15 protein-coding genes and 1 pseudogene are annotated in these 18,132 nt (G+C 45.9%); 9 read left to right on the top strand and 7 right to left on the bottom strand.

Going from position 1 to position 18,132, the window contains the following annotated elements; translation table 11 throughout:
- Positions 1-15: 15 nt before the first annotated feature.
- The 5 genes from H6F88_RS30640 (at position 16) to H6F88_RS30620 (ending at position 2,745) form a co-directional block, all read left to right on the top strand.
- On the top strand, positions 16-621 hold the full coding sequence (locus tag H6F88_RS30640; protein ID WP_190646612.1) for a hypothetical protein: 606 nt from the start codon (positions 16-18) through the stop codon (positions 619-621).
- Positions 554-1,429 carry a pentapeptide repeat-containing protein gene (locus H6F88_RS30635; RefSeq protein ID WP_190646611.1) on the top strand — a complete coding sequence of 292 codons (876 nt, stop codon included), beginning with the start codon at positions 554-556 and terminating at the stop codon, positions 1,427-1,429. Before H6F88_RS30640 ends, H6F88_RS30635 begins: the two co-directional genes overlap by 68 nt.
- Positions 1,430-1,668: 239 nt before the next feature.
- Complete coding sequence (locus tag H6F88_RS30630; RefSeq protein WP_190646610.1) at positions 1,669-1,983, top strand: hypothetical protein; 315 nt, start codon at positions 1,669-1,671, stop codon at positions 1,981-1,983.
- 67 nt (positions 1,984-2,050) lie between these two features.
- Positions 2,051-2,377 (top strand): hypothetical protein, encoded by a 327-nt coding sequence (locus H6F88_RS30625; protein WP_242050778.1) that lies wholly within the window; start codon positions 2,051-2,053, stop codon positions 2,375-2,377.
- An 89-nt stretch (positions 2,378-2,466) separates the two neighbouring features.
- Positions 2,467-2,745: a hypothetical protein gene (locus tag H6F88_RS30620; protein WP_190646609.1), complete on the top strand. Its 279-nt coding sequence runs from the start codon at positions 2,467-2,469 to the stop codon at positions 2,743-2,745.
- Between the two features lie 40 nt (positions 2,746-2,785).
- On the opposite strand, the gene H6F88_RS30615 is transcribed toward H6F88_RS30620, so the two are convergent.
- From H6F88_RS30615 to H6F88_RS30600, 4 genes are all read right to left on the bottom strand, one after another.
- The gene (locus H6F88_RS30615; RefSeq protein ID WP_190646608.1) at positions 2,786-3,448 is read right to left on the bottom strand and encodes a hypothetical protein; all 663 of its coding nucleotides are present in this window, start codon (positions 3,446-3,448) and stop codon (positions 2,786-2,788) included.
- Positions 3,449-3,477: 29 nt separating this feature from the next.
- On the bottom strand, positions 3,478-5,829 hold the full coding sequence (locus tag H6F88_RS30610; protein ID WP_190646607.1) for a Mov34/MPN/PAD-1 family protein: 2,352 nt from the start codon (positions 5,827-5,829) through the stop codon (positions 3,478-3,480).
- Positions 5,780-6,973 (bottom strand): metallohydrolase, encoded by a 1,194-nt coding sequence (locus H6F88_RS30605; RefSeq protein ID WP_190646606.1) that lies wholly within the window; start codon positions 6,971-6,973, stop codon positions 5,780-5,782. The genes H6F88_RS30610 and H6F88_RS30605 overlap by 50 nt, the downstream gene beginning before the upstream one ends.
- Before the next feature lie 122 nt (positions 6,974-7,095).
- Complete coding sequence (locus H6F88_RS30600; RefSeq protein ID WP_190646605.1) at positions 7,096-8,169, bottom strand: PDDEXK nuclease domain-containing protein; 1,074 nt, start codon at positions 8,167-8,169, stop codon at positions 7,096-7,098.
- A 186-nt stretch (positions 8,170-8,355) separates the two neighbouring features.
- Here H6F88_RS30600 and H6F88_RS30595 point away from each other — a divergent pair, with 186 nt between their 5' ends.
- The 3 genes and pseudogenes from H6F88_RS30595 to H6F88_RS30590 all read left to right on the top strand — a co-directional run bounded on the left by H6F88_RS30595 (position 8,356) and on the right by H6F88_RS30590 (position 9,977).
- On the top strand, positions 8,356-9,333 hold the full coding sequence (locus tag H6F88_RS30595; RefSeq protein ID WP_190646604.1) for a tyrosine-type recombinase/integrase: 978 nt from the start codon (positions 8,356-8,358) through the stop codon (positions 9,331-9,333).
- A 41-nt stretch (positions 9,334-9,374) separates the two neighbouring features.
- Positions 9,375-9,544: pseudogene (locus H6F88_RS33715) on the top strand (NYN domain-containing protein); the annotation flags it as partial.
- A gap of 187 nt (positions 9,545-9,731) precedes the next feature.
- Positions 9,732-9,977, top strand: coding sequence for a hypothetical protein (locus H6F88_RS30590; RefSeq protein WP_190646603.1), 246 nt, complete (start codon positions 9,732-9,734; stop codon positions 9,975-9,977).
- Positions 9,978-10,587: 610 nt separating this feature from the next.
- On the opposite strand, the gene H6F88_RS30585 is transcribed toward H6F88_RS30590, so the two are convergent.
- The 3 genes from H6F88_RS30585 to H6F88_RS30575 all read right to left on the bottom strand — a co-directional run bounded on the left by H6F88_RS30585 (position 10,588) and on the right by H6F88_RS30575 (position 17,378).
- A complete protein-coding gene (locus tag H6F88_RS30585; protein WP_190646602.1) occupies positions 10,588-11,001 on the bottom strand; it encodes a response regulator in 414 nt (137 codons plus the stop codon).
- A gap of 216 nt (positions 11,002-11,217) precedes the next feature.
- Entirely contained in the window at positions 11,218-15,843 is a 4,626-nt protein-coding gene (locus tag H6F88_RS30580) for a PAS domain S-box protein (protein ID WP_190646601.1), read from the bottom strand.
- Positions 15,844-16,967: 1,124 nt separating this feature from the next.
- A complete protein-coding gene (locus H6F88_RS30575; protein WP_190646600.1) occupies positions 16,968-17,378 on the bottom strand; it encodes an NUDIX hydrolase in 411 nt (136 codons plus the stop codon).
- Positions 17,379-17,783: 405 nt separating this feature from the next.
- On the opposite strand from H6F88_RS30575, the gene H6F88_RS30570 reads away from it, so the two are divergent.
- A complete protein-coding gene (locus H6F88_RS30570) occupies positions 17,784-18,047 on the top strand; it encodes a response regulator (protein ID WP_206756475.1) in 264 nt (87 codons plus the stop codon).
- Positions 18,048-18,132 lie beyond the last annotated feature (85 nt).

The raw sequence follows: 18,132 nt of genomic DNA, 5'->3' as shown, positions 1-18,132 counted from the left end.
GATCGCACACAAACCATGATGACTGAGGAAAGTTCTGTATCGAGTAACGAAACGCTGAAACATCAACTTCGATTTCTCTCACTTTGTGCTGAGCAGATGCGGCGATCGGGGAGCTGTGCTTACCCACCCCTTATCGAGCTGATTGAGAGATACGAAACGTCGGGCGGATGCCACTGGAAGACGAGACCTCACATTGTACTCGGCTACCACCACTGGAAGATCTCTGCCTCATACAATAATGCGAGCGCTGCCTTGGGTTCTCTTCAGACTCTGGGTGTTCAGCACCATCCCCCACAGATTCAGTTGCTCCTTCACGGGGTAGCGATCGAAATCCGTGCGCTTGAAATGGAAGCCCAAGGGGTTCAAACACTGCTGAAAGCGCTTAGCCCTCCTGTGCCTCAGATTTCCGACGAAGAGCTAACGCAACCGCTGAAAACGCTCTCGTTTACCGGGAGATACCTGCTTGGTAAGACCGCAACCCAAAAACTTTTGTCTCACCCGCAAACCGCACAACGCTGCTCTCAATACATCTCTGAACTTCAGGAGTCTGTCCATGAGCTTTCGCAAACCCTTCTTACCAGGATTACCGAAGCCGCGATCGCGCTCGGAATCGTTCCCTAGAATGCGTTCTTCCCCTCCTGAACCTCGTTTCCCGCTCCTGAACCTTTGGCTGCTGTGCCTCAAACTGTACCGAAAATGCTTCTGTAGAGCCTCAATTCGTGACTGGGAGTTTCACAAGCGGTATCAGGGTGGAAATCGGGACTTCCGACGACTTCAGTTTTTGGCTGTGGATCTAAGGGGCATTGACCTATCGAGCATTAATGTTCAGGGAGCTAATTTGCGACAGGCGCTCAACCTGCATGAGGCACTGCTAAAAGGCGCAAATTTGACTCAGGTTGATCTGCAAGGAGTCAACCTCTCAGCAACAGATCTGAGTCATACGTGTCTCGCGAGAGCAAACCTTGAAGAAGCCATCTTAAGCAAGGCACGACTTGAAGGAGCAGGTCTGAGTCGCGCAATTCTTCGAGCGACAAACCTGACTGAAGCAGATTGCACAGGCGCAAACTTCAGCAATGCAGTGCTTGATTATGCCAATTGCTCCGAGTCCGTTTTCTCTGAATCAAACTTGAGTGGAGCACGGCTAATCGGGGCAAATTTAAGTGATGCATTACTCAATGACACAAACTTGTCCCATGCTGATTTGAGTTTTGCAAACCTCACAAACGCTGACCTCTCTGGCTCTGAGATGAACCAAGCTCGACTGTTCCAAGCTGATTTGTCCCGCACCCACATCAGAGATGTAAACCTGCCGCAGGTACAGACTGACTCAGGAGATGCATCGGTAAAACGCACCGCTAATCCTAGTCCTAGCCTGTGGGAAATTTTCTTCGGAATCTATTCGAGGAAATCGAGAAGGAAAGGTTCTTAGCTAATCACAATATCACTATTTGTGAACTGGACTTGGTTCTCTTCCTGAGAACATTCCTAGAGAACGAAGCGGAAGGAAAGAGTTGGATTGGGAGGACACCTGATGCACCTCTCGTGCGATCCTCGCAATCCTCACTCTGTGTTGCCTGTAGGGTGCTTGCACGCTGCACACAGATTCGATTTTCACACTCCTCATTGCATCACCATCAAGGCTTTTACCGTGCTTGCATGTTTTTTTCGATGAAGAAACAACCTTCGTCTACAACAATTAGTTTTCGGATTGACAGCACACTTGCCAATGAGCTGAAGAAGAAAGGTCTCTCGCAACGGCAGAGTCTGCATGAATACGCACGCAATTTGTTTCTTGATGCTTTGGCGGAGAGAGACCTACGCGATCAGGTGATTGATTTGCAAAGCGATATGCAAGACATTGACGCGGCGATTAGTGACCTACGACACGATCTTTCCTGGGTGCTCTACAAATTCTTGACTGAATTAACGGATCTAGATCCAGAGGAGGCTCAAAGCTGGATTGCTACAAATCTCCGAAGTTGAAAAGTGCTGAGGAGAATGCTTTCTACTTTGTTTTTTGCATTGGGTTCTGCTTCAACCAGGAAGATACATGACCAGGCTTCGCACATCTCCAGCAGCACCGGCTAATCAGCCCACAACAACTCACTCAGCATGGATAAAAACAGCCGATGCTGCTAAACTGATTGGGCTTTCACCCTCCTGCCTGAAGAATTATCGCCTTAAGAAGAAGTTTCTGATTGAGGGCATTCACTGGGTGTACGTAAATTCTGGCCGCCGCACGATTCTCTACAATGTGGAGCTTCTCTCCGATTGGGTTGCAACTCGTGCTGATCCTGAACAGCATCAGCGCACGATTGAGTTCTATCTTCATGCTCAATCGAGCAAACGAGCGAAGAAGCGAGGGAGGCAGAGGTAGCGTAGGTTTTGATTCCCGCCGCACTGGATAGGGCCGTCGCTCTGCTCCGCTGATTGATTGTATTGGGTACTCGGACGGCTTGAGAGTTTGTGTTTCTGAGTGACAGACGATTTTGCCGTCCTGCGCTCCCAACGCGGCTCCCCACCCCCCTAACCCCACACCGAGTGGGGGAACCGGACAAGACCAACGAGATCCAGAACCTTGAGGAGCAACTTGATGATCTCCAACGGGCAGCAACGGAAAGTGAACTGGAACTCGAATTCAAAGTGCGAATTGAACTAACCGGAGAATCACGCCCCTCAGAAGAGGCGCTCACAAAACTAAATGAGCTATTGAAAGAGCTCTCTAAGGATTTTGATCTGAAGTAGGAATTGCAAATTCGTAAACATCATAAGCTAACTGAGGAATTTATGGTTTTGCTGTACTTGTACTCGTATCGGTACATTCCTCAGCGAGAACGTTTGTCACAAACCTAGCACCATAGTTTCTTCCTGCTTGAGAGGCTAGAAGGAATAAAACTAGAAGGCCAATTAAATAAAAGATCCTTAGTTTCCAACTAGGAAAGAGGAAGAAGCTTGCTGAGCCTAGTGTGATTAAAAGTAGAAAGCTTAGCCCAGTGATCTCTCTTGTAAGCAAGAAATTCTTATGGGCATCTATGACAGAGTTTTTGTCCTGATGTTTCTTGTAAATTTTGTACCAAGTGCGATTTTGTTCAGTTGGATCAGTGGGGATAGTAGTCAACTTTGCTTCAATAGTTTTAGGATCGATTCTCGGATCTTGAATCATAAAATATGAGAAGGCTCGACATGCAGGAAGCCTATCTTTCAGTCTCCAAAAAATCAAGAAATATTTGAAGTTTTGATCCATTTGACCACTTAAGATTGTGGTCAACGTACCAATGACGACCGACCATAACGCTGATGTAAATAGCTGCTCTGGCAAGGAATTTGAATCCTGAAAGTTAATTCCAATTCCGTTAGCTAAGCCCCAAAAAACTAGGACATTGATTACTACATAAGCACCAATTTGTAAGCTGTTTTGTTGCTTTAGTGTTTTTTGCTCATTCGACATAGCGATTTGAGGATAGATAGAGAGTGGCTTTACTCTTTTGTAGCAAGTATTGCACGATACTCTGTTGGCGATCGAATCAGCATAACAGAGGGGGTAACTCGTCCGTCTGCAAGTGTTGTCGCTGTCTGAAAGTCAGCTTGTGAAGGGCGAGAGTCACCAAGATGACTATGCCATGTGCCTAAGCTGTATAAGGTATAGTTGCAAGATTTAACATATTCTTCAATTTGAATTTTCACCCCTTTCCTACCCAAGTTGAACTTAGAGGTAGAACGATGACTATCGGGCGGAGCTGGAAGGATATTGGTCACAAGAAACGCATGTTGGCTTTCTGAGACTCTGCCCATCAGGATGCCTCCTGTCTCAACCGAGGGATAACGAGCGCACTCTTCCAAAATTTGCTGGTGAGCATGTTCTGAGAGCCGGACAGTCCAAGAAGACTTGCCTTCAGTTGATATAATTCTAACCGGAGATACAGTGATAGAGCGCCATCGCAAACCCATTCCTTCATCTGCCAACTCTCCTAGTAAGATTTTTCCAGCACTATCTGAAAAGTTGTCGGTTCGCAGCTTTGCAATTCCTTCAGCCATAGCAGCAGCAAATAAAGATATTCGAGCATCAGAAATAGCCATCGTGGTCGAACTGCATCCATGTCCGATGGATCGCTGTTGCATTGGGCTGTCCTTAGTGAAGATTAGGTCACGAAGATGCGCGTCTTGGCGAACAGTTTCATAGAAATGGGCGATTAAATCTACTGAGTTAGGATTTCGTTCTGGTCCCTCAACCGTAAGAGTGCCGACGTGCCCGTTGGCAAAAAGAGCTACTTCAATAATTCGTGCTTTAAGATGATTTATGCCTACCGACACCAGAGCTTCCCTCACAGGAAGGGCGGCTGTGGCGTTAATAATGCTCCAAGTTTTGTGAGGTATCAATTTTCTGAGTAATTTCGTGTCACTTACTGCTTTGGTAATATCTTCAGTAAACGAAGTTGTATCTTGACCAAGCCCAGCGATCGCTGAAGAGAGGGCCTTTGCTTTCGATTTAAGCCATACAAGATGATTGTTTACAGAGTCAGGAAGCAACGCATGACGAGCAGCGTTATGGGGAGACAAGTAACTTTTATCGATGGCATTTCTGGGAGCTTTACCAGATCGAGCTAAATGGATTCCTATTTTTGAACCAAGGCTTCCACAGCCTAGGAGAACTAGATCACGGTTATCAGGGAGTGATGCTTCGCCAGATAGTGCGTGAAGCAACTTTGGCGTAATCGAATGCAGATGACCAGTAGGAAATACAGGAGTTGAACCTTCCTGCGGTAAGAGCGTTGGAGCATGAATGTTTAAGGTGTAAGGGACAAGTTCAATATTCGAGGAGTCTCCTATGAGAGGATAGGGACGACGAACACAAAGAACTAGCACTAGTGGAATTCCATCGTTTTTAAGTGTCTGAAAACCTTTCAAACGGTTCGTTAATGACTGAAAGCCTGCCTGAAGTGCATTGAGACAACCATATTCTTTGGCACGCTCCGAGAGTTCCGTAAAATTAGTAACTGTCTCTGGCCGATATTGGTCTGCAACTATAAGCTTTCCTGAGGGGAGTTTCCCTGGCGTAATCACCAGAGCAAGGCTCTTTCCAAAAAGAAGGTGTTTACCAGGCTTCCAGTAGGAGAACAGCTCATTTATTTCACTATTAAGTTTGGTCTGCTTAGTGCCTATTTCACCGTGAATCCAGAATTCTTTTTGACTGTCAGATGAAGTGATCTTCGTATATTCAAAGGGAAAGAAAAAGTACTCTTCACGTCTTGAGATCAGCCCTTTCAAATGCTGAGCATCAGCAATGACAAAATCTTTAAGGTTGTCCCGGCGAACTGGTTCCCATCCTTGCTGAGGATCGATAAGTTTGTTCAACGCGGCATTTTCAAGCCATGAAACCACCTGATCTACAATGGCAACAAGTCCCTCTGAATGCAGTAATTCATCTACATTTCCTTCATATACGCAGGGGAAAACAGGCCCGCTTGCAGCTCCTGGTTGTACATGTGCAAGAGCACGATTAAAATCATCCCGAAGCATGACCGTTGGAGCATGAACTGGATAAGTTGGGGGGAAGGAAAAAGTGACGGGTTCAATAGCCAGAACACCATTAGGGCTTTGTCCCTGGGCAAGCCACTGAAAAGGAAGCCCCAGATTGATGTAGGCTGTGACCTTTACTATTCCAGTCTCAGAATTTACTTCGATGTTAGAGATTTGTTCTACTAAATAGAGATCTGCAATTGACTGGATTGCCCTTCTTATCGCTTTGTTTGTTACAGTATCCAGAAGACATTCTCCTTGGTTATTGCAATAGCGATTGACCGTGAGATAAGGGCTGTCTTCCGATCGCACCGCTTGAGATGATTGCGGGTGCCTTCATTGATTGGCTTTGTAGTCGAGGGCCGTTCTCGGTAATCTCAAATTCCATGACATCCGGGTTACCTTCACTCGGATATTCTCCTGTACATTTGAAAGCACCAGAGACCCGCTTAACAATAGATTGATACTCGCGTTTTGCTCGAATGCACGGAGGATCAGAATCTTCTGCTTTTACTGGTTTACTGCTGGCAATAATGTGTGCCCCATCCTTGGCTTGAGAAAGAGCGTTGAGGGCATCTTGATTAACCTTGGCATTCTCACCTAAATCACTCCAGCTATCAGAAGAGAGAGAACGCCAGGAACAGTGATGGGGAGTTTGAAGAATATGGTACTGAAGCCAGCCTTTATTTTTGTGTTTCTTCCAAAGCCTTTCCCAAACTGCTACTTCTGCATCACCACCAGTGAGAAAACGGCAGACATCGGTAGTTTGGTTGATATTAAAAGAAAAAGCCAAGATGACGCTTGAACGATTTTTTTCTAATGCTTCTTCTTCATCTTCGTCATTCGATTTTGGCAGAGGCCCTAACAACCTCGCAGTCATAGACGAATCTTGTACACCATTGATCGTGGTAATGAGTTCATCAATTTTGATGACAATGTCCAATAGATTGTCGGTCTTGCCATCTTCATCTTCTCCTAAGATCAAGATCCGATTGCCATCTCCGATATCACTTTTACTGTGTTCACGGAAGTAGGTTACTCGTCGTCTTGCCTCAGACCAAAAGGCTAGGGCATCGTCACATAAAACGATACCTTCCGCTTTAGCTTGCCGTTCTTTTCTGCGGAAGATAATTGGGGATGACCAAATTTCCCGGATGAAAATCTTATCATCCTTCTTATTGTAGTCGGGTGGGGAGCCTAAGTGAAAGTGCTTGGATAAGCCTGAACAGTGATCTTGGTCAGGATGAGTTAAAAGAAATACATCTACGTAATAACGCCCCTTTTGATCCTTCTGTAGACGTTCTCTTAATTTAGATGCCACGTCGGGAGTGTCGTCCTCGGTATCATCAGCAGCAGTGCGAATCTTAACATCGATCAGAATCGTTTTACCGCTATCAAACTTGATGAGCGTCATGTCCCCATTGTCTACTGGAAAGAAAGAAAGCTTTGCTGCCATCGCTTTTTATCCTCAACAGAGCTAATTTAGTTATGGTCAATATATAGCGTATTAGTACAAATGGTTCCGCTTGATGTAGTGTGGATTTCCGAACAAGCAAAGCAAAACTACTGAACTTCCTGTTACTCGTCTTCTGGATTGTCCTCAACTGCCTTTACAGCATTGCTCAATTCCATCTCAAGTTGCTCAACGGTAGGAAGATTTTCTTGAATGTTGGGCGGCAATTGAACTTGAAGTTGATAGGTTGAAACGCCAATGGGCTGCTGGCTTCCCTGAAGCGCATACTCTACTATTGTCTTGTCTTTTGATTTGCAGAGAATAATACCGATTGTGGGATCATCGCGATCGCCCCGAAGCAAGTTATCGACAGCAGCCACGTAAAAGCTCATCTGTCCTGAATGCTGCGGCTCAAATTCGCCCATTTTGAGATCGATCACGATATAGCAGTGAAGTCGGACGTGATAGAAGAGGAGGTCGAGTCTATATTCCTTATCACTCACCACTAAAGGATATTGACTGCCCAGGAAGGAGAAACCAAGCCCAAGCTCTAGCAAAAAGTCACGAATGTGATCAGTCAAACCACGCTCAAGTTCTCGCTCGTAAGCGTCTTTACTGATGGTCAAAAAATCAAAATTGTAGGGACTTTTGATGAGCTGGTGAGCTAGATCGGACTGAGGAGAGGGAAGGACGCGATCAAAATTGGTGATTGCATCTCCTTGGCGCTGATACAAGTTACTCTCAATTTGAAGTACCAAAACATTGCGGCTCCAGCCATTACTCACCGTCTCTTGGGCATACCATAGACGCTGCTCCCTAGATTTCAGCTTTTCTAGCAGAGCTATGTTGTGGTACCAGGGAATTTGTGCAAGCACCTCTTGCACAATTAGCTCATCGGGATACGCCTCTGCAAACGCTCGCATGTACTTGAGATTCCTAGACGAAAAGCCGTTAACATCAGGGAATTCTCGTTTTAGGTCTTTCGCCAGTTGGTCAATTATCTTCGCACCCCAGCCATTCCTTTGTTGGCGACTGAGAATCTCCTGTCCAATCTGCCAATAGAGCAAGACTAGCTCACGATTAACTGCAAGTGCCGCCTTCACTTGAGCCGACCGGATACGCTGTTTTAGCCCATCCAGAAAATCGGCGTAGTGACTATCGAGAAAGAGAGATGACTGTCGAGGCATGGTGTTGACCATAGCAGTCAATTGTTCAGCAGACTATCTATAACTCTGCCGACAGCTCTCAAAGAGGAGCATTGGTAGAAGTTTGTTATTTCCCTAATCCATCGTCACCAGCCTCTTCACGACATTTTTCTCTTACATAATCCCTCTTTATGTAATAGTCTCTACCCGTAAGAAATTTACCTCTTTCAAAGGGCGCTTATGGTTCACGAACCTGTAATACATTCTTCTCATTCCGTAACGTACAAAGATGTTCGTTCTGCTATTCCGCCAATCGTTCTGAATGCGGGTGAGCGAGCAAGCCGCCGCTTTGTCGAGTTCTTCCTGGTTAGCATTCGCAATGAAAACACACGAGCAGCTTATGCACAGGCAATCAGACAGTTCCTTGAGTGGTGTGAAGGACGGGGAATGGAACTTACGGATATAAGTTCACTGGCGATCGCTGCCTATATAGAACGTCATCTAGGCTCTCCACCAACGGTCAACCAGCATCTCTCTGCAATTCGCTCTCTTTTTGCCTGGTTAGTAGAGGGGCAGGTTTTGAGCAGTAATGCAGGGGAAGAAGTGCGAGGCGTGAAACATCGGGTGAAGTGTGGGAAGACCCCAGTGCTTTCTGATAAAGAGATGGTAGAGCTTCTAGGAAGTATTGATACTTCATCTGTTATTGGGCTTCGCGATCGCGCCTTGATTGGCGCGATGTTCTACAGCTTTGCTCGAATCAGTGCAGTTTTAGGAATGAACGTGAAGGACTATTTTCCCAAGGGAAAGCGCTATTGGTTTCGACTCCACGAGAAGGGCGGCCGGTATCATGAGCTGCCCGTGCATCACAAGGCTGAGGAATATCTTGACCTTTACCTGGACGAAGCAGGTTTACGAGAGCAAAAGGATGCTCCCCTTTTTCAAACCTCTCCTGGTAAGAGCCGGAAGCTGACGGGCGATCGCCTTCAGCGCCAGGAAGCATGGGCTATGATTAAGCGACGGGCAAGCAGGGCTGGAGTGACTACGGATGCATGTAACCACTCCTTCCGAGCAAGTGGCATCACTAACTTTCTTCGGAATGGCGGCAGCAGAGATTCAGCGCAACGGATAGCAGCACATGAAGACATCCGTACTACTGCACTCTATGACCGACGTGGAGATACTATCAGTCTTGATGAGATTGAGCAGATTCGATTGTAGGTGTTAGTGGATCTAAACACTCCATCATTCACCTTTTACAAATTTTAGTCAGTGGTAACGGAATGCTCACCTATGCAGTGATAACGTCAGCTACCTGGGAGTACGGGTAGAAGTTGTTAGTCTTCGCTCCATGACAAGTGACTCGTTACTGACTGTAGCAGATGCTCATATCGATTTAGCGCAAATAAAAGAGCAGATTCACAAACGGTAGGGGAGCTACATAGTGTTGTAGAGTTTTACAGTTAATTTGAGATTGCTACAGTCCGCCACGAATGTAAATTGCTTCTAAGGTAATACGATCCCCAATTAAAAGTGACGCTCTTGATAGAGAAAGAAAAGCTGGCTTAACCAGTACAACATTAGCTATGAGGACATCACTTCACGAGGATGAGGTCATTATGGCTGCAACTATTACAAAAGTACCCCAGTTTCGCAAAGGTGAGAGAGTTAGGTTTGCGGGCGGAGTTGGCACCATTAAGAGCTACCAACTAGAAGCGAGTAGCTGGACCTATGCAGTTGAAATGGATATGGGACCAGAGCTAGAAATGAGTAGAATTGGCTACGAAACGACTATTCTATTGAATGAGGTTGATTTGACTCCTCAAACAGTGACCTTTTCCTCTGAGTTAGCAATCAGCGCTTAGTTCAGGCCCGTTGGTGAAATCACTCAAACAGGACAAAGTTAGAATTACGAAAGGATTTCACTTTAATTTTAACCAAGTGATGTCAAAGAAGTATTAAACGATGAAGACGATGGTAGCGCGTTCGCGTCGCCGTTGTGGTCATGGGGCAGTCTTGAGGAGGACTGCCTTTTTTGTGAATTCATCAAACTAGAAAATACTCAACCGCCAATTGGTGACACAAGCCTACGCTAAAACTCAATTCTCAAGTGTTCTGCACTTCCTTTTAACTGTTGATAAAGCTTCTCAATTTCCGTTTCTGCTTCTTCTTCAGTCATCTCCCCGTAGTCGAGTAAGCAGCAAATATGTTGTATGCGCTGTGAAAACTCTTTTAAGTTAGAACTCAATATCAAATGCTTTAGAGTAAAGTTATCCTGATACGAATTATTCATGATACTTGCTGTAGCAAAAGCTTGACTTGAAGTTCAGTTTGTTAAGGGATTACTGACAAGAATTAGAGAGTAATTAAATCTTGTCGGTTTAGGCAATCTTTTTTCATCTGCAATTGAATACTATAGTTGCCCTTCTGTCCGATACCGAAGAGGGTGTTGAACCCCTGCTTACCCCTTTAACCTTATGGATCAATGAGTTGCTTGGGCTGTAGGATTGTCTGGACTCTTTTAAGTAAATCGTCAAAGTCAATAGGTTTGCGAATGAAACCATCGGCTCCGGCATCAAATCCATCTGCGGGCGTAGGTTCACTGTAGCCTGTTACTAGGAGGATGGGAATAAACGGGAGAGATGGGTTTTGTCGAATCCGACGAGTAACTTCAAACCCATTCATCCCCGGCATCATGACATCGAGCAACACTAAATCTGGTGGATAAGATGCAATCCTTTGTAGTGCTGCATGACCATTATCAGCAACTTCGACCTGATAACCCTCAGTCTCTAAAACCGTTTGTAGTAGAACGTAGTTATCAGGCAGATCATCAACCACTAAGATGCGGTCGCCATTAGTAACGGATTCAAACGACGGGCTGTTCATCAAACAATCACAAATTGGACAGAGGAAACAACTCCATTCTCACCATTGGAGTTGCTCAGTTCACTCTCACTTAAGAATGAGCTTTTCTATCTAAAGGTTGTTGTGTTTAGTATCGTTGATTCTACTACCCTGCTCGATTTAATCGAATAACTGATTGCTACTCATGGGGTTTTCCGGTTATGAATTGGTGAATTCAGAAGCTACCAGGTTATTCTGCTAAAGTTCACCGATGCTATTCTCCTTTAGAAGATTGGTAATCCCGCTAATTAATCTCTCCGGCTCGATTGGTTTAGCAAGGTGCATCTGAAAACCTGCGGCGATCGCCTGTTGCTGGTCAATTTCTCCGGCGTAAGCAGTTAAGGCGATTGCCGGTATCTTTCCTTGCTCTGGTGCAAGGGTTCTGATTTGCCGTATCAGCATATATCCGTCAATATCAGGCATTCCCACATCTGAAATCAGTACTTTTGGTGAGAACACTTTTAACTGTTGTAGTGCCTCAGTTGCAGAAGCCACAACACGCACCTCTGCTCCGGCTTGTTGCAAGATGAATTCAAGCAACTCGCGGATGTCATTATCATCATCGACGGCTAAAACTCGCAATCCAGACAGGTTGGCGATGATTGAAGGTTCATCTTCTTCATCAACTCTGACTGGGGATGGCATTAGAGGCAGTTGCACCGTAAACGTAGCTCCCATGCCCTCACCCGGACTTTCTGCCCAGACCGTGCCACCATGCAATTCGGTGATGTGACGCACGATCGCCAATCCCAACCCTAATCCACCAAACTTGCGAGTCGTCGTGCCGTCTTCCTGCCGGAAGTAATCAAACACGTAGGGTAAAAAGTCAGAGCGGATGCCTTTACCTGTATCCTTGACTTGAATTTGAATCTGGTTATTGCTCTGCTCTAGTCGAATCTCTACGGTTCCTCCGGCCGGTGTAAACTTCACGGCGTTGGTCAGCAAATTCCAGATTACCTGTTGCAGACGAGCCGCATCTCCCATAACTTGGTCTAGATCCAGATTAAATGTTCTTTGAATTTGAATTCCTTTGGCTTCTACAGCAAGTCTTACTGTTTCTAATGCAGCTTCGATGGTGTTAATCAGACTGACGGGTGTAATGTTCAGCACAAGCTTACCGCGCAGAATCCGAGAAACATCCAGTAGATCCTCGATCAATTGGGTTTGTAGTTTGGCGTTTCGTTCAATGGTGGCTAAAGCCTGCCGTGTCTTCTGTTCATCTAGTTTCTGAGTTTGCAAGAGCCTTGACCAGCCCAAGATAGGATTGAGTGGCGATCGCAACTCATGAGATAACACGGCGAGAAATTCATCTTTAATGCGATTGGCGGCTTCTGCCTCCTGCCTTGCAAGCTGTTCGTTGGCTAAGAGCCGCTCCCGCTCCTCCTCCTCTCGCTTCCGTTCAGTGATATCGAAGTTTACACCAATGATCCGAACGGGTTGATTGTGCTTGTCCTGAACAACAATTCCCTGGCTCGATAGCCAGCGCACGCCTCCATCAGGTCTAACAATGCGAAATTCAGTGTGGAAACTCCCTCCCTGCTCCAACACTTGTTCTGTCAGTTGTTGAGCAAGAGGCAGATCATCGGGATGAATGAACTGGAAAAAAGCATCAGCACTTAACCGATTGCTGTCTTTATCCATGCCAAATAGTTTGTACTGATTCACATCCCATTGCTGAACGTTTGTTTCCAGATTCCATTCCCATGCTCCCATACAGCCAGCATCTAATGCTAATCGCAACCGTTCCTCACTCTGTCGTAGAGCTTCCTCAGATTGTTTACGATCAGTCATGTCAGTATGAGTTCCTAACATTCGTAGAGGTTGCCCATCAGTATCCCATGCAACAATCTTGCCAATCGAAAGAAGCCATTTCCAATCTCCAGATTTCGTGCGCTGACGGAACTCGACTCGATAGGTATCTATTTTTCCGGCAACATAGTCTTCATAGGCTTGATAGACCACCGCAACATCATCAGGGTGCAGGCGATCGCGCCACTTAGTATTGGTTTCTTGAAACTCATCTGGATCGTAGCCCAGCATTTGAGCGTAAGCTGGACTGACAATCGCATCTCCGGTTTGGACATTGAGATCGTAAAGCCCCTGATCTGCTGCTACTAATGCTAGCCGCAGCCGTTCTTCACTATCTCGCAGGGCGGCTTCTGCACGCTGTCGTTCCGTAATGTCTTGCAAAATCAGCAAAATCGCATTAACGCTACCGGGATCGTCATACAGTGGAGCGGCTGAGATATTCAGAATTACCTTCGAGCCATCGCGCTTACGGCGATAGGTTTCCACACCAAAAAAGACTTCTCCATTCGTGACTGCTTCTCGAAGCTGGCGACATTCTTCCTGCTTTTCTTCTGGAACTAGAGGCAGCAGTTGACCTAGAACTTCAGCTTCACTCCAACCAAATAGTTGCTCTGCGGCGGCGTTCCACAGTTGCACAGTCATATCAGGTTCAATCACTACAATCGGCAGTGGCGAAGCAGCAACGATCGTCTGTAACGTCTGCAAGGTTTGTTGGAGTTCTTGCTGAACTCGTTTGCGTTCGTCCTCAATGCGCTTGCGATCGCTAATATCAACTGATGTCACCCCTACACCCAAAACCTCCCCATTGGTCAGGCAAACAGGGAAATAATTGACCAAGGCATATCGCATCCGATCGGATGGATAAGTGACACCTACAATCTCTTGATTTAACAATGGCTCTTGGGTATCCATCACCTGTTGCAAAACGGGTGTAATAGCGGGTGCCCACTGCGGCAGTACGTCCCCAAGTGTTCGTCCCATATGTTCGTTTAAGGGAATACCGTTCGTTGCAGCCAAAGCTTCATTCACATGGATATAGCGTAAGTCACGATCAAAAAATGCAATGCCGATTGGTGAACTGGCAATTAAAGCATTGAGGGTTGTTTCGCTCTGCTGCAATGCCAATTCCATTTGTTTTCGCTTTGTGATGTCTACAGAAGCACAGGTAACGCCAACTGTTTCTCCATCCTCAGCTTGCAATGGCTCAACTGCCAAATCGTAGTAGAAAACTTGATTTTGCATCGTGACTTTGATTTCTTCGCGCACACCGCTTCCTGTTTCTAAAACGTGACGCTTGATGCGAGTGAGGATTGTGGCATCTTCTTCTGGCAAAAAATCCTGATCCTGCTTACCAATCACTTCTGTTGAGTGGAAGTCAAACGTTGGATTATAAACCCAGGTGTAACGCAAGTCTTGATCCTGATTAAAAACGGTAATGGGGGAGCTTTTTAAGGCAACGCGCAGCCGCTCTTCGCTCTGGTGCAAAGCTTCTTCAGCTTGTTTGCGTTCTGTGATATCAAATAGCAAACCATCCCAAGCCTCTCCATATTCAGTTTCCTGTGGACGAGAACGACCTTGAACCCACTTCAGGTGTCCTGATGGGGTGATAAGTCGCCCTTCCCATTGCCAGACAGCAGAGTTTTCAGTGGCGATCGCTACTGAATCTTGAAAGGATTGCAAATCATCGGGATGAACCAATCTGAAGAAAGCATCTGAATTCTGAAGAATCGTTTCGGGTTCCAATTCAACCAGTTCGCGGGAACCAGAACTGACGTAGGTAAAGGTAGGCGCACCATCAGCACCGGGAGCATAGCGATAAACCATTCCGGGCATATTGCTCACGAGCACTTGGAACCTGGCTTCACTTTGACGCAAGGCTTTCTCTGCCTGCTTACGTTCGGTAATGTCCCAAGCAATACCAAGGCAACCTGGATTTCCTTCAGCATCATGCGCTAGATTTGCCCAAATCTCTAAATCCACCATGCGCCCATCTTTGTGCTGATGCTGAGCCTCTAATCCATTTAGCGATCGTCCGCTTAAAACGGTTTGAATACTGGCAAGAAATTCTTGGCGGCGATGGGGAACGGTCGGCATAAACTGCCCGATCGCTTCTGCTGCGCTCCAACCAAAGATTTGCTCGGCTGCCCGGTTCCACACTCTGACAATTCCTTGTGGATCGAAAAAAGCAATGGCAACTGGACAAGCATCTAGCAGAGTTTGTAGTGTCTGATTCGTGCGCTGAAGTGTTTCTTCGGCACGTTTACGTTCGCTTAAATCCAGCACAAACCCTGTTATGGTCGTCTCGCCAGTCATGATTGCCCCATGCAAAACTGGAACACGAGAACCATTCTTCCGAACATACTCCTTCTCAAATGGAGAACAAGCTCCAGCCGTAATCAGTTCCTGAACTGCTTTGTTACTCACTTCTAAAGATTCTGGAGGGGTCATCTCATTCCAACGCAATCGCCCCGATCGCAGCTCTTCCTGGGTATAGCCGAGCATTTGCAAAAAAGCATCGTTGGCTTCTAGAACGGCTCCGTCCAACTCCGCTACCATCATCCCAATGATGTTGGACTCTGCTAAACAGCCAAACCGAGCTTCACTTTCTCGCAGGGACTTAAGATTTACTTCAGCCCTTCTTTGTGCGAGTCGTTGTGCAGCATTGAGCGAGCTGATCAGAATCGCTGCCATCACAAAAACGCCTAGCCGTACTAAAGTTCCTAAATCGGGGATACTTAGCACATAGATTGGCTCAGTCAGAAAATAGTTAATCGCAAGCGTAGACAAAACCGTCGCAACGATTCCCGGCTTTAACCCTCCATACCAGGCACTAACCATCACAGCGACAAAAAATAGTGAAGTCGGTGTTGTCTCAAGATAGGAGCCTAACAGCAAAGTAGTTCCTAAGGCTAAGGCAACTGATAGCAACGCTACACCATGGTGCAACAGTTGATCGGGTAATGCTGTCGTTCGCACTTGCAGACCCCGAAACAATTCTGAATTTCCCTCAGTCATCCGCTCTCAACTCCGTCTTCAGAAAATAAACCTCTTTAGGGGCAAAACATGTGGACGATAGAGCCTGGGTATTATGAGAATTTTTTCCCTGATGATTCGTCCCTACTCTTGGAAGATACCGCTGAATGCATTGCTCGATCTTTAGAATAAAGTGCTAATTAGCTTGAGCGCCAATGTGAAGGGTTGAATGTCAACTTCTTCTTAACGCACGATGCTATAAGCGGTTTCTAGCACTGTTACAAACCGCTACTGGCTGAGCGTTGCTGATTGCTAGAAGGCGGCGAATTAGGACAGCAACTTGCGATCTGCTTTAGCACGGTTATTTCCTTCAGCACGAAACTAAATAAGCTGATGCAGATTCAGGAATGCCAAAATTTATATGTTGAATTATCTATCTTCAGATAGATGCACTATCCATCGAATAATGATGCTTTAGCACGGTTGGTTTTCAACATTGACTTTGATGAACTAGAGCTACTGAATCTCACAAGTGAAGCCTTGTCTACTGCTTCAAATCTCTTAGAACAATATAAATCTACGCTCCTTTTAGCCCATCACGCCTAAACTCATCGTTGAGGTGTTCCATAGCGTATCACAGAGGCTGCGGGGCGATGTCATGGACAATTGAGTGCAGAATTAGCAGCAGCTTTGCGGTGACTCTGCTAATTGAAGCTGCATTGGTGGCTGAATATGACGGGTGTGAGAATATGGACAACTAACTCTATTGAACTTTTATCAGAAAAAACCTTAATCTGATCTTTACCTCTGAAGGTGAATGTTGATGCTTTGACAAGAGCTAACAATGAGTTTCAGATGTGTTATCTGACTCATTATGTCTTCAAAGCCAACTTGTTTCCAGAGAGGTGACCAGGTTTGCTACGTTGGCAATGACCCTAAAGTCGCTTCAGACTACGGAAGAAGAATTTTGACTGTTACTGCGATTAATCCGGTTGGTCACTTATTGGTTTGTGTAGCGTCAGACCAACGGTTGCTTGTTGGAGTTTCTTATAGGGATCTAGCCAAGATATAAAGTCAAGAGTTGCAATCGGTGATGACACAACTAACTGCGACTGTAGAAGTCTTAGAATTGAGAAGGCAATGCGATGCAACGCTGTTCTCGTAGTTTATTCACCACTCGTATAGGATTCACGGAATTGTATAAGAAGGCGCTTTAGCTCAAGCGATCGCACCTTTTTAACTGCCTGAGAAGGACTCATCCATTGACGCTGTCGGCGCTTAGCTTCAGGGTAGGTTTCTAGCTCTTCCTCCACTCGCATGGAAAACACCTCGATCTGATAGGAATATCCCAATTTTTGAGTAGAGTAGCGACCAATTGCAGGGGTAGTAACCGTTCCGATAACTCCTGCTTCTTCTATCGCTTCTTTTGCCGCAGAGGACGATGATGTCATCCAGGGCGCGATCCAACCTTTAGGAATCACCCAATGTTTACCGCTGGAAGTAGTAATAAGTAATACTTCTATCTTTCCCTGATTAATTCGATAGGGAATGATCCCCGATTGCCAAACTGTGGGCATGTTTCTCGCGTATGTATTGCGTCAGTAGTAGAGACAGACATTTAGTGATCCCCAACCTGCTATTGGTTCCCAGCGACAACATGAGGATTCCTTTAAACGTGAATCCATCGTCCTCAACTGCATTCCAGTCTCTCAGTTTCGTTAGTTACACAGAGCAGAGTATAGTGCGCTGCAATTTACAATTATAAGCGAGGTTGCCGTACAACAATTCTCATGCACACTGACATCAAGGGTGATCAGTTGTGGTGCCAGCCTTATCCGCAGTGGTGAAGTGTAAGGTGCCTAGACGAGACATTTGCTAGTCACAATTTTTAACCCAGTATTTTGCGATCTCTATCGGATAGGAGAGACAGGACAACTGCCTTGTAAGCCTTCATGAAGGCAGTTGTACTCTCTACTACAGCTATGCGAAATACAAAGAATGAGCCTCATTCTCAAAGGTTTCTGTTGGCAGGACTGACAGTGCTTCTCGTTGAGGATGAACCTGATATTGCTGAACTTTTTACGTTCATTCTGGAAGAGTACGGAGCAGAGGTTGTCCTTGCGAACTCTGCGCTTGAAGCTTTGGGAGAATTAGGACAACGGCAACCAGACATTCTAGTTATTAACCCGGCAATCGAAGAGCCTACAGGACGAGAGGTAAAATCGGTAGAATCGGAGTATGAATAAGCCAGACGCTCGATTACTCAATCCCACTACCCAAGACTACTTGCGCCAACAAGCAATTCGTCTGCAAGAACAAGGCAAGCGAGCA

The sequence above is a fragment of the Oculatella sp. FACHB-28 genome, from assembly GCF_014696015.1.
Lineage (GTDB): Bacteria > Cyanobacteriota > Cyanobacteriia > Elainellales > Elainellaceae > JAAUTN01.
Note: the sequence above shows the minus strand (reverse complement) of the source record. Positions and strands in the feature narration are given on the sequence as shown.

Excerpts from the sequence above, each read along its gene's own strand:
- H6F88_RS30640 (WP_190646612.1), top strand. The coding sequence starts at position 16 with ATGATGACTGAGGAAAGTTCTGTATCGAGTAACGAAACGCTGAAACAT.
- H6F88_RS30635 (WP_190646611.1), top strand. The coding sequence starts at position 554 with ATGAGCTTTCGCAAACCCTTCTTACCAGGATTACCGAAGCCGCGATCG.
- H6F88_RS30630 (WP_190646610.1), top strand. The coding sequence starts at position 1,669 with ATGAAGAAACAACCTTCGTCTACAACAATTAGTTTTCGGATTGACAGC.
- H6F88_RS30625 (WP_242050778.1), top strand. The coding sequence starts at position 2,051 with ATGACCAGGCTTCGCACATCTCCAGCAGCACCGGCTAATCAGCCCACA.
- H6F88_RS30615 (WP_190646608.1), bottom strand. The coding sequence starts at position 3,448 with ATGTCGAATGAGCAAAAAACACTAAAGCAACAAAACAGCTTACAAATT.
- H6F88_RS30605 (WP_190646606.1), bottom strand. The coding sequence starts at position 6,973 with ATGGCAGCAAAGCTTTCTTTCTTTCCAGTAGACAATGGGGACATGACG.
- H6F88_RS30600 (WP_190646605.1), bottom strand. The coding sequence starts at position 8,169 with ATGGTCAACACCATGCCTCGACAGTCATCTCTCTTTCTCGATAGTCAC.
- H6F88_RS30595 (WP_190646604.1), top strand. The coding sequence starts at position 8,356 with ATGGTTCACGAACCTGTAATACATTCTTCTCATTCCGTAACGTACAAA.
- H6F88_RS30590 (WP_190646603.1), top strand. The coding sequence starts at position 9,732 with ATGGCTGCAACTATTACAAAAGTACCCCAGTTTCGCAAAGGTGAGAGA.
- H6F88_RS30585 (WP_190646602.1), bottom strand. The coding sequence starts at position 11,001 with ATGAACAGCCCGTCGTTTGAATCCGTTACTAATGGCGACCGCATCTTA.
- H6F88_RS30580 (WP_190646601.1), bottom strand. The coding sequence starts at position 15,843 with ATGACTGAGGGAAATTCAGAATTGTTTCGGGGTCTGCAAGTGCGAACG.
- H6F88_RS30575 (WP_190646600.1), bottom strand. The coding sequence starts at position 17,378 with ATGCCCACAGTTTGGCAATCGGGGATCATTCCCTATCGAATTAATCAG.
- H6F88_RS30570 (WP_206756475.1), top strand. The coding sequence starts at position 17,784 with ATGCGAAATACAAAGAATGAGCCTCATTCTCAAAGGTTTCTGTTGGCA.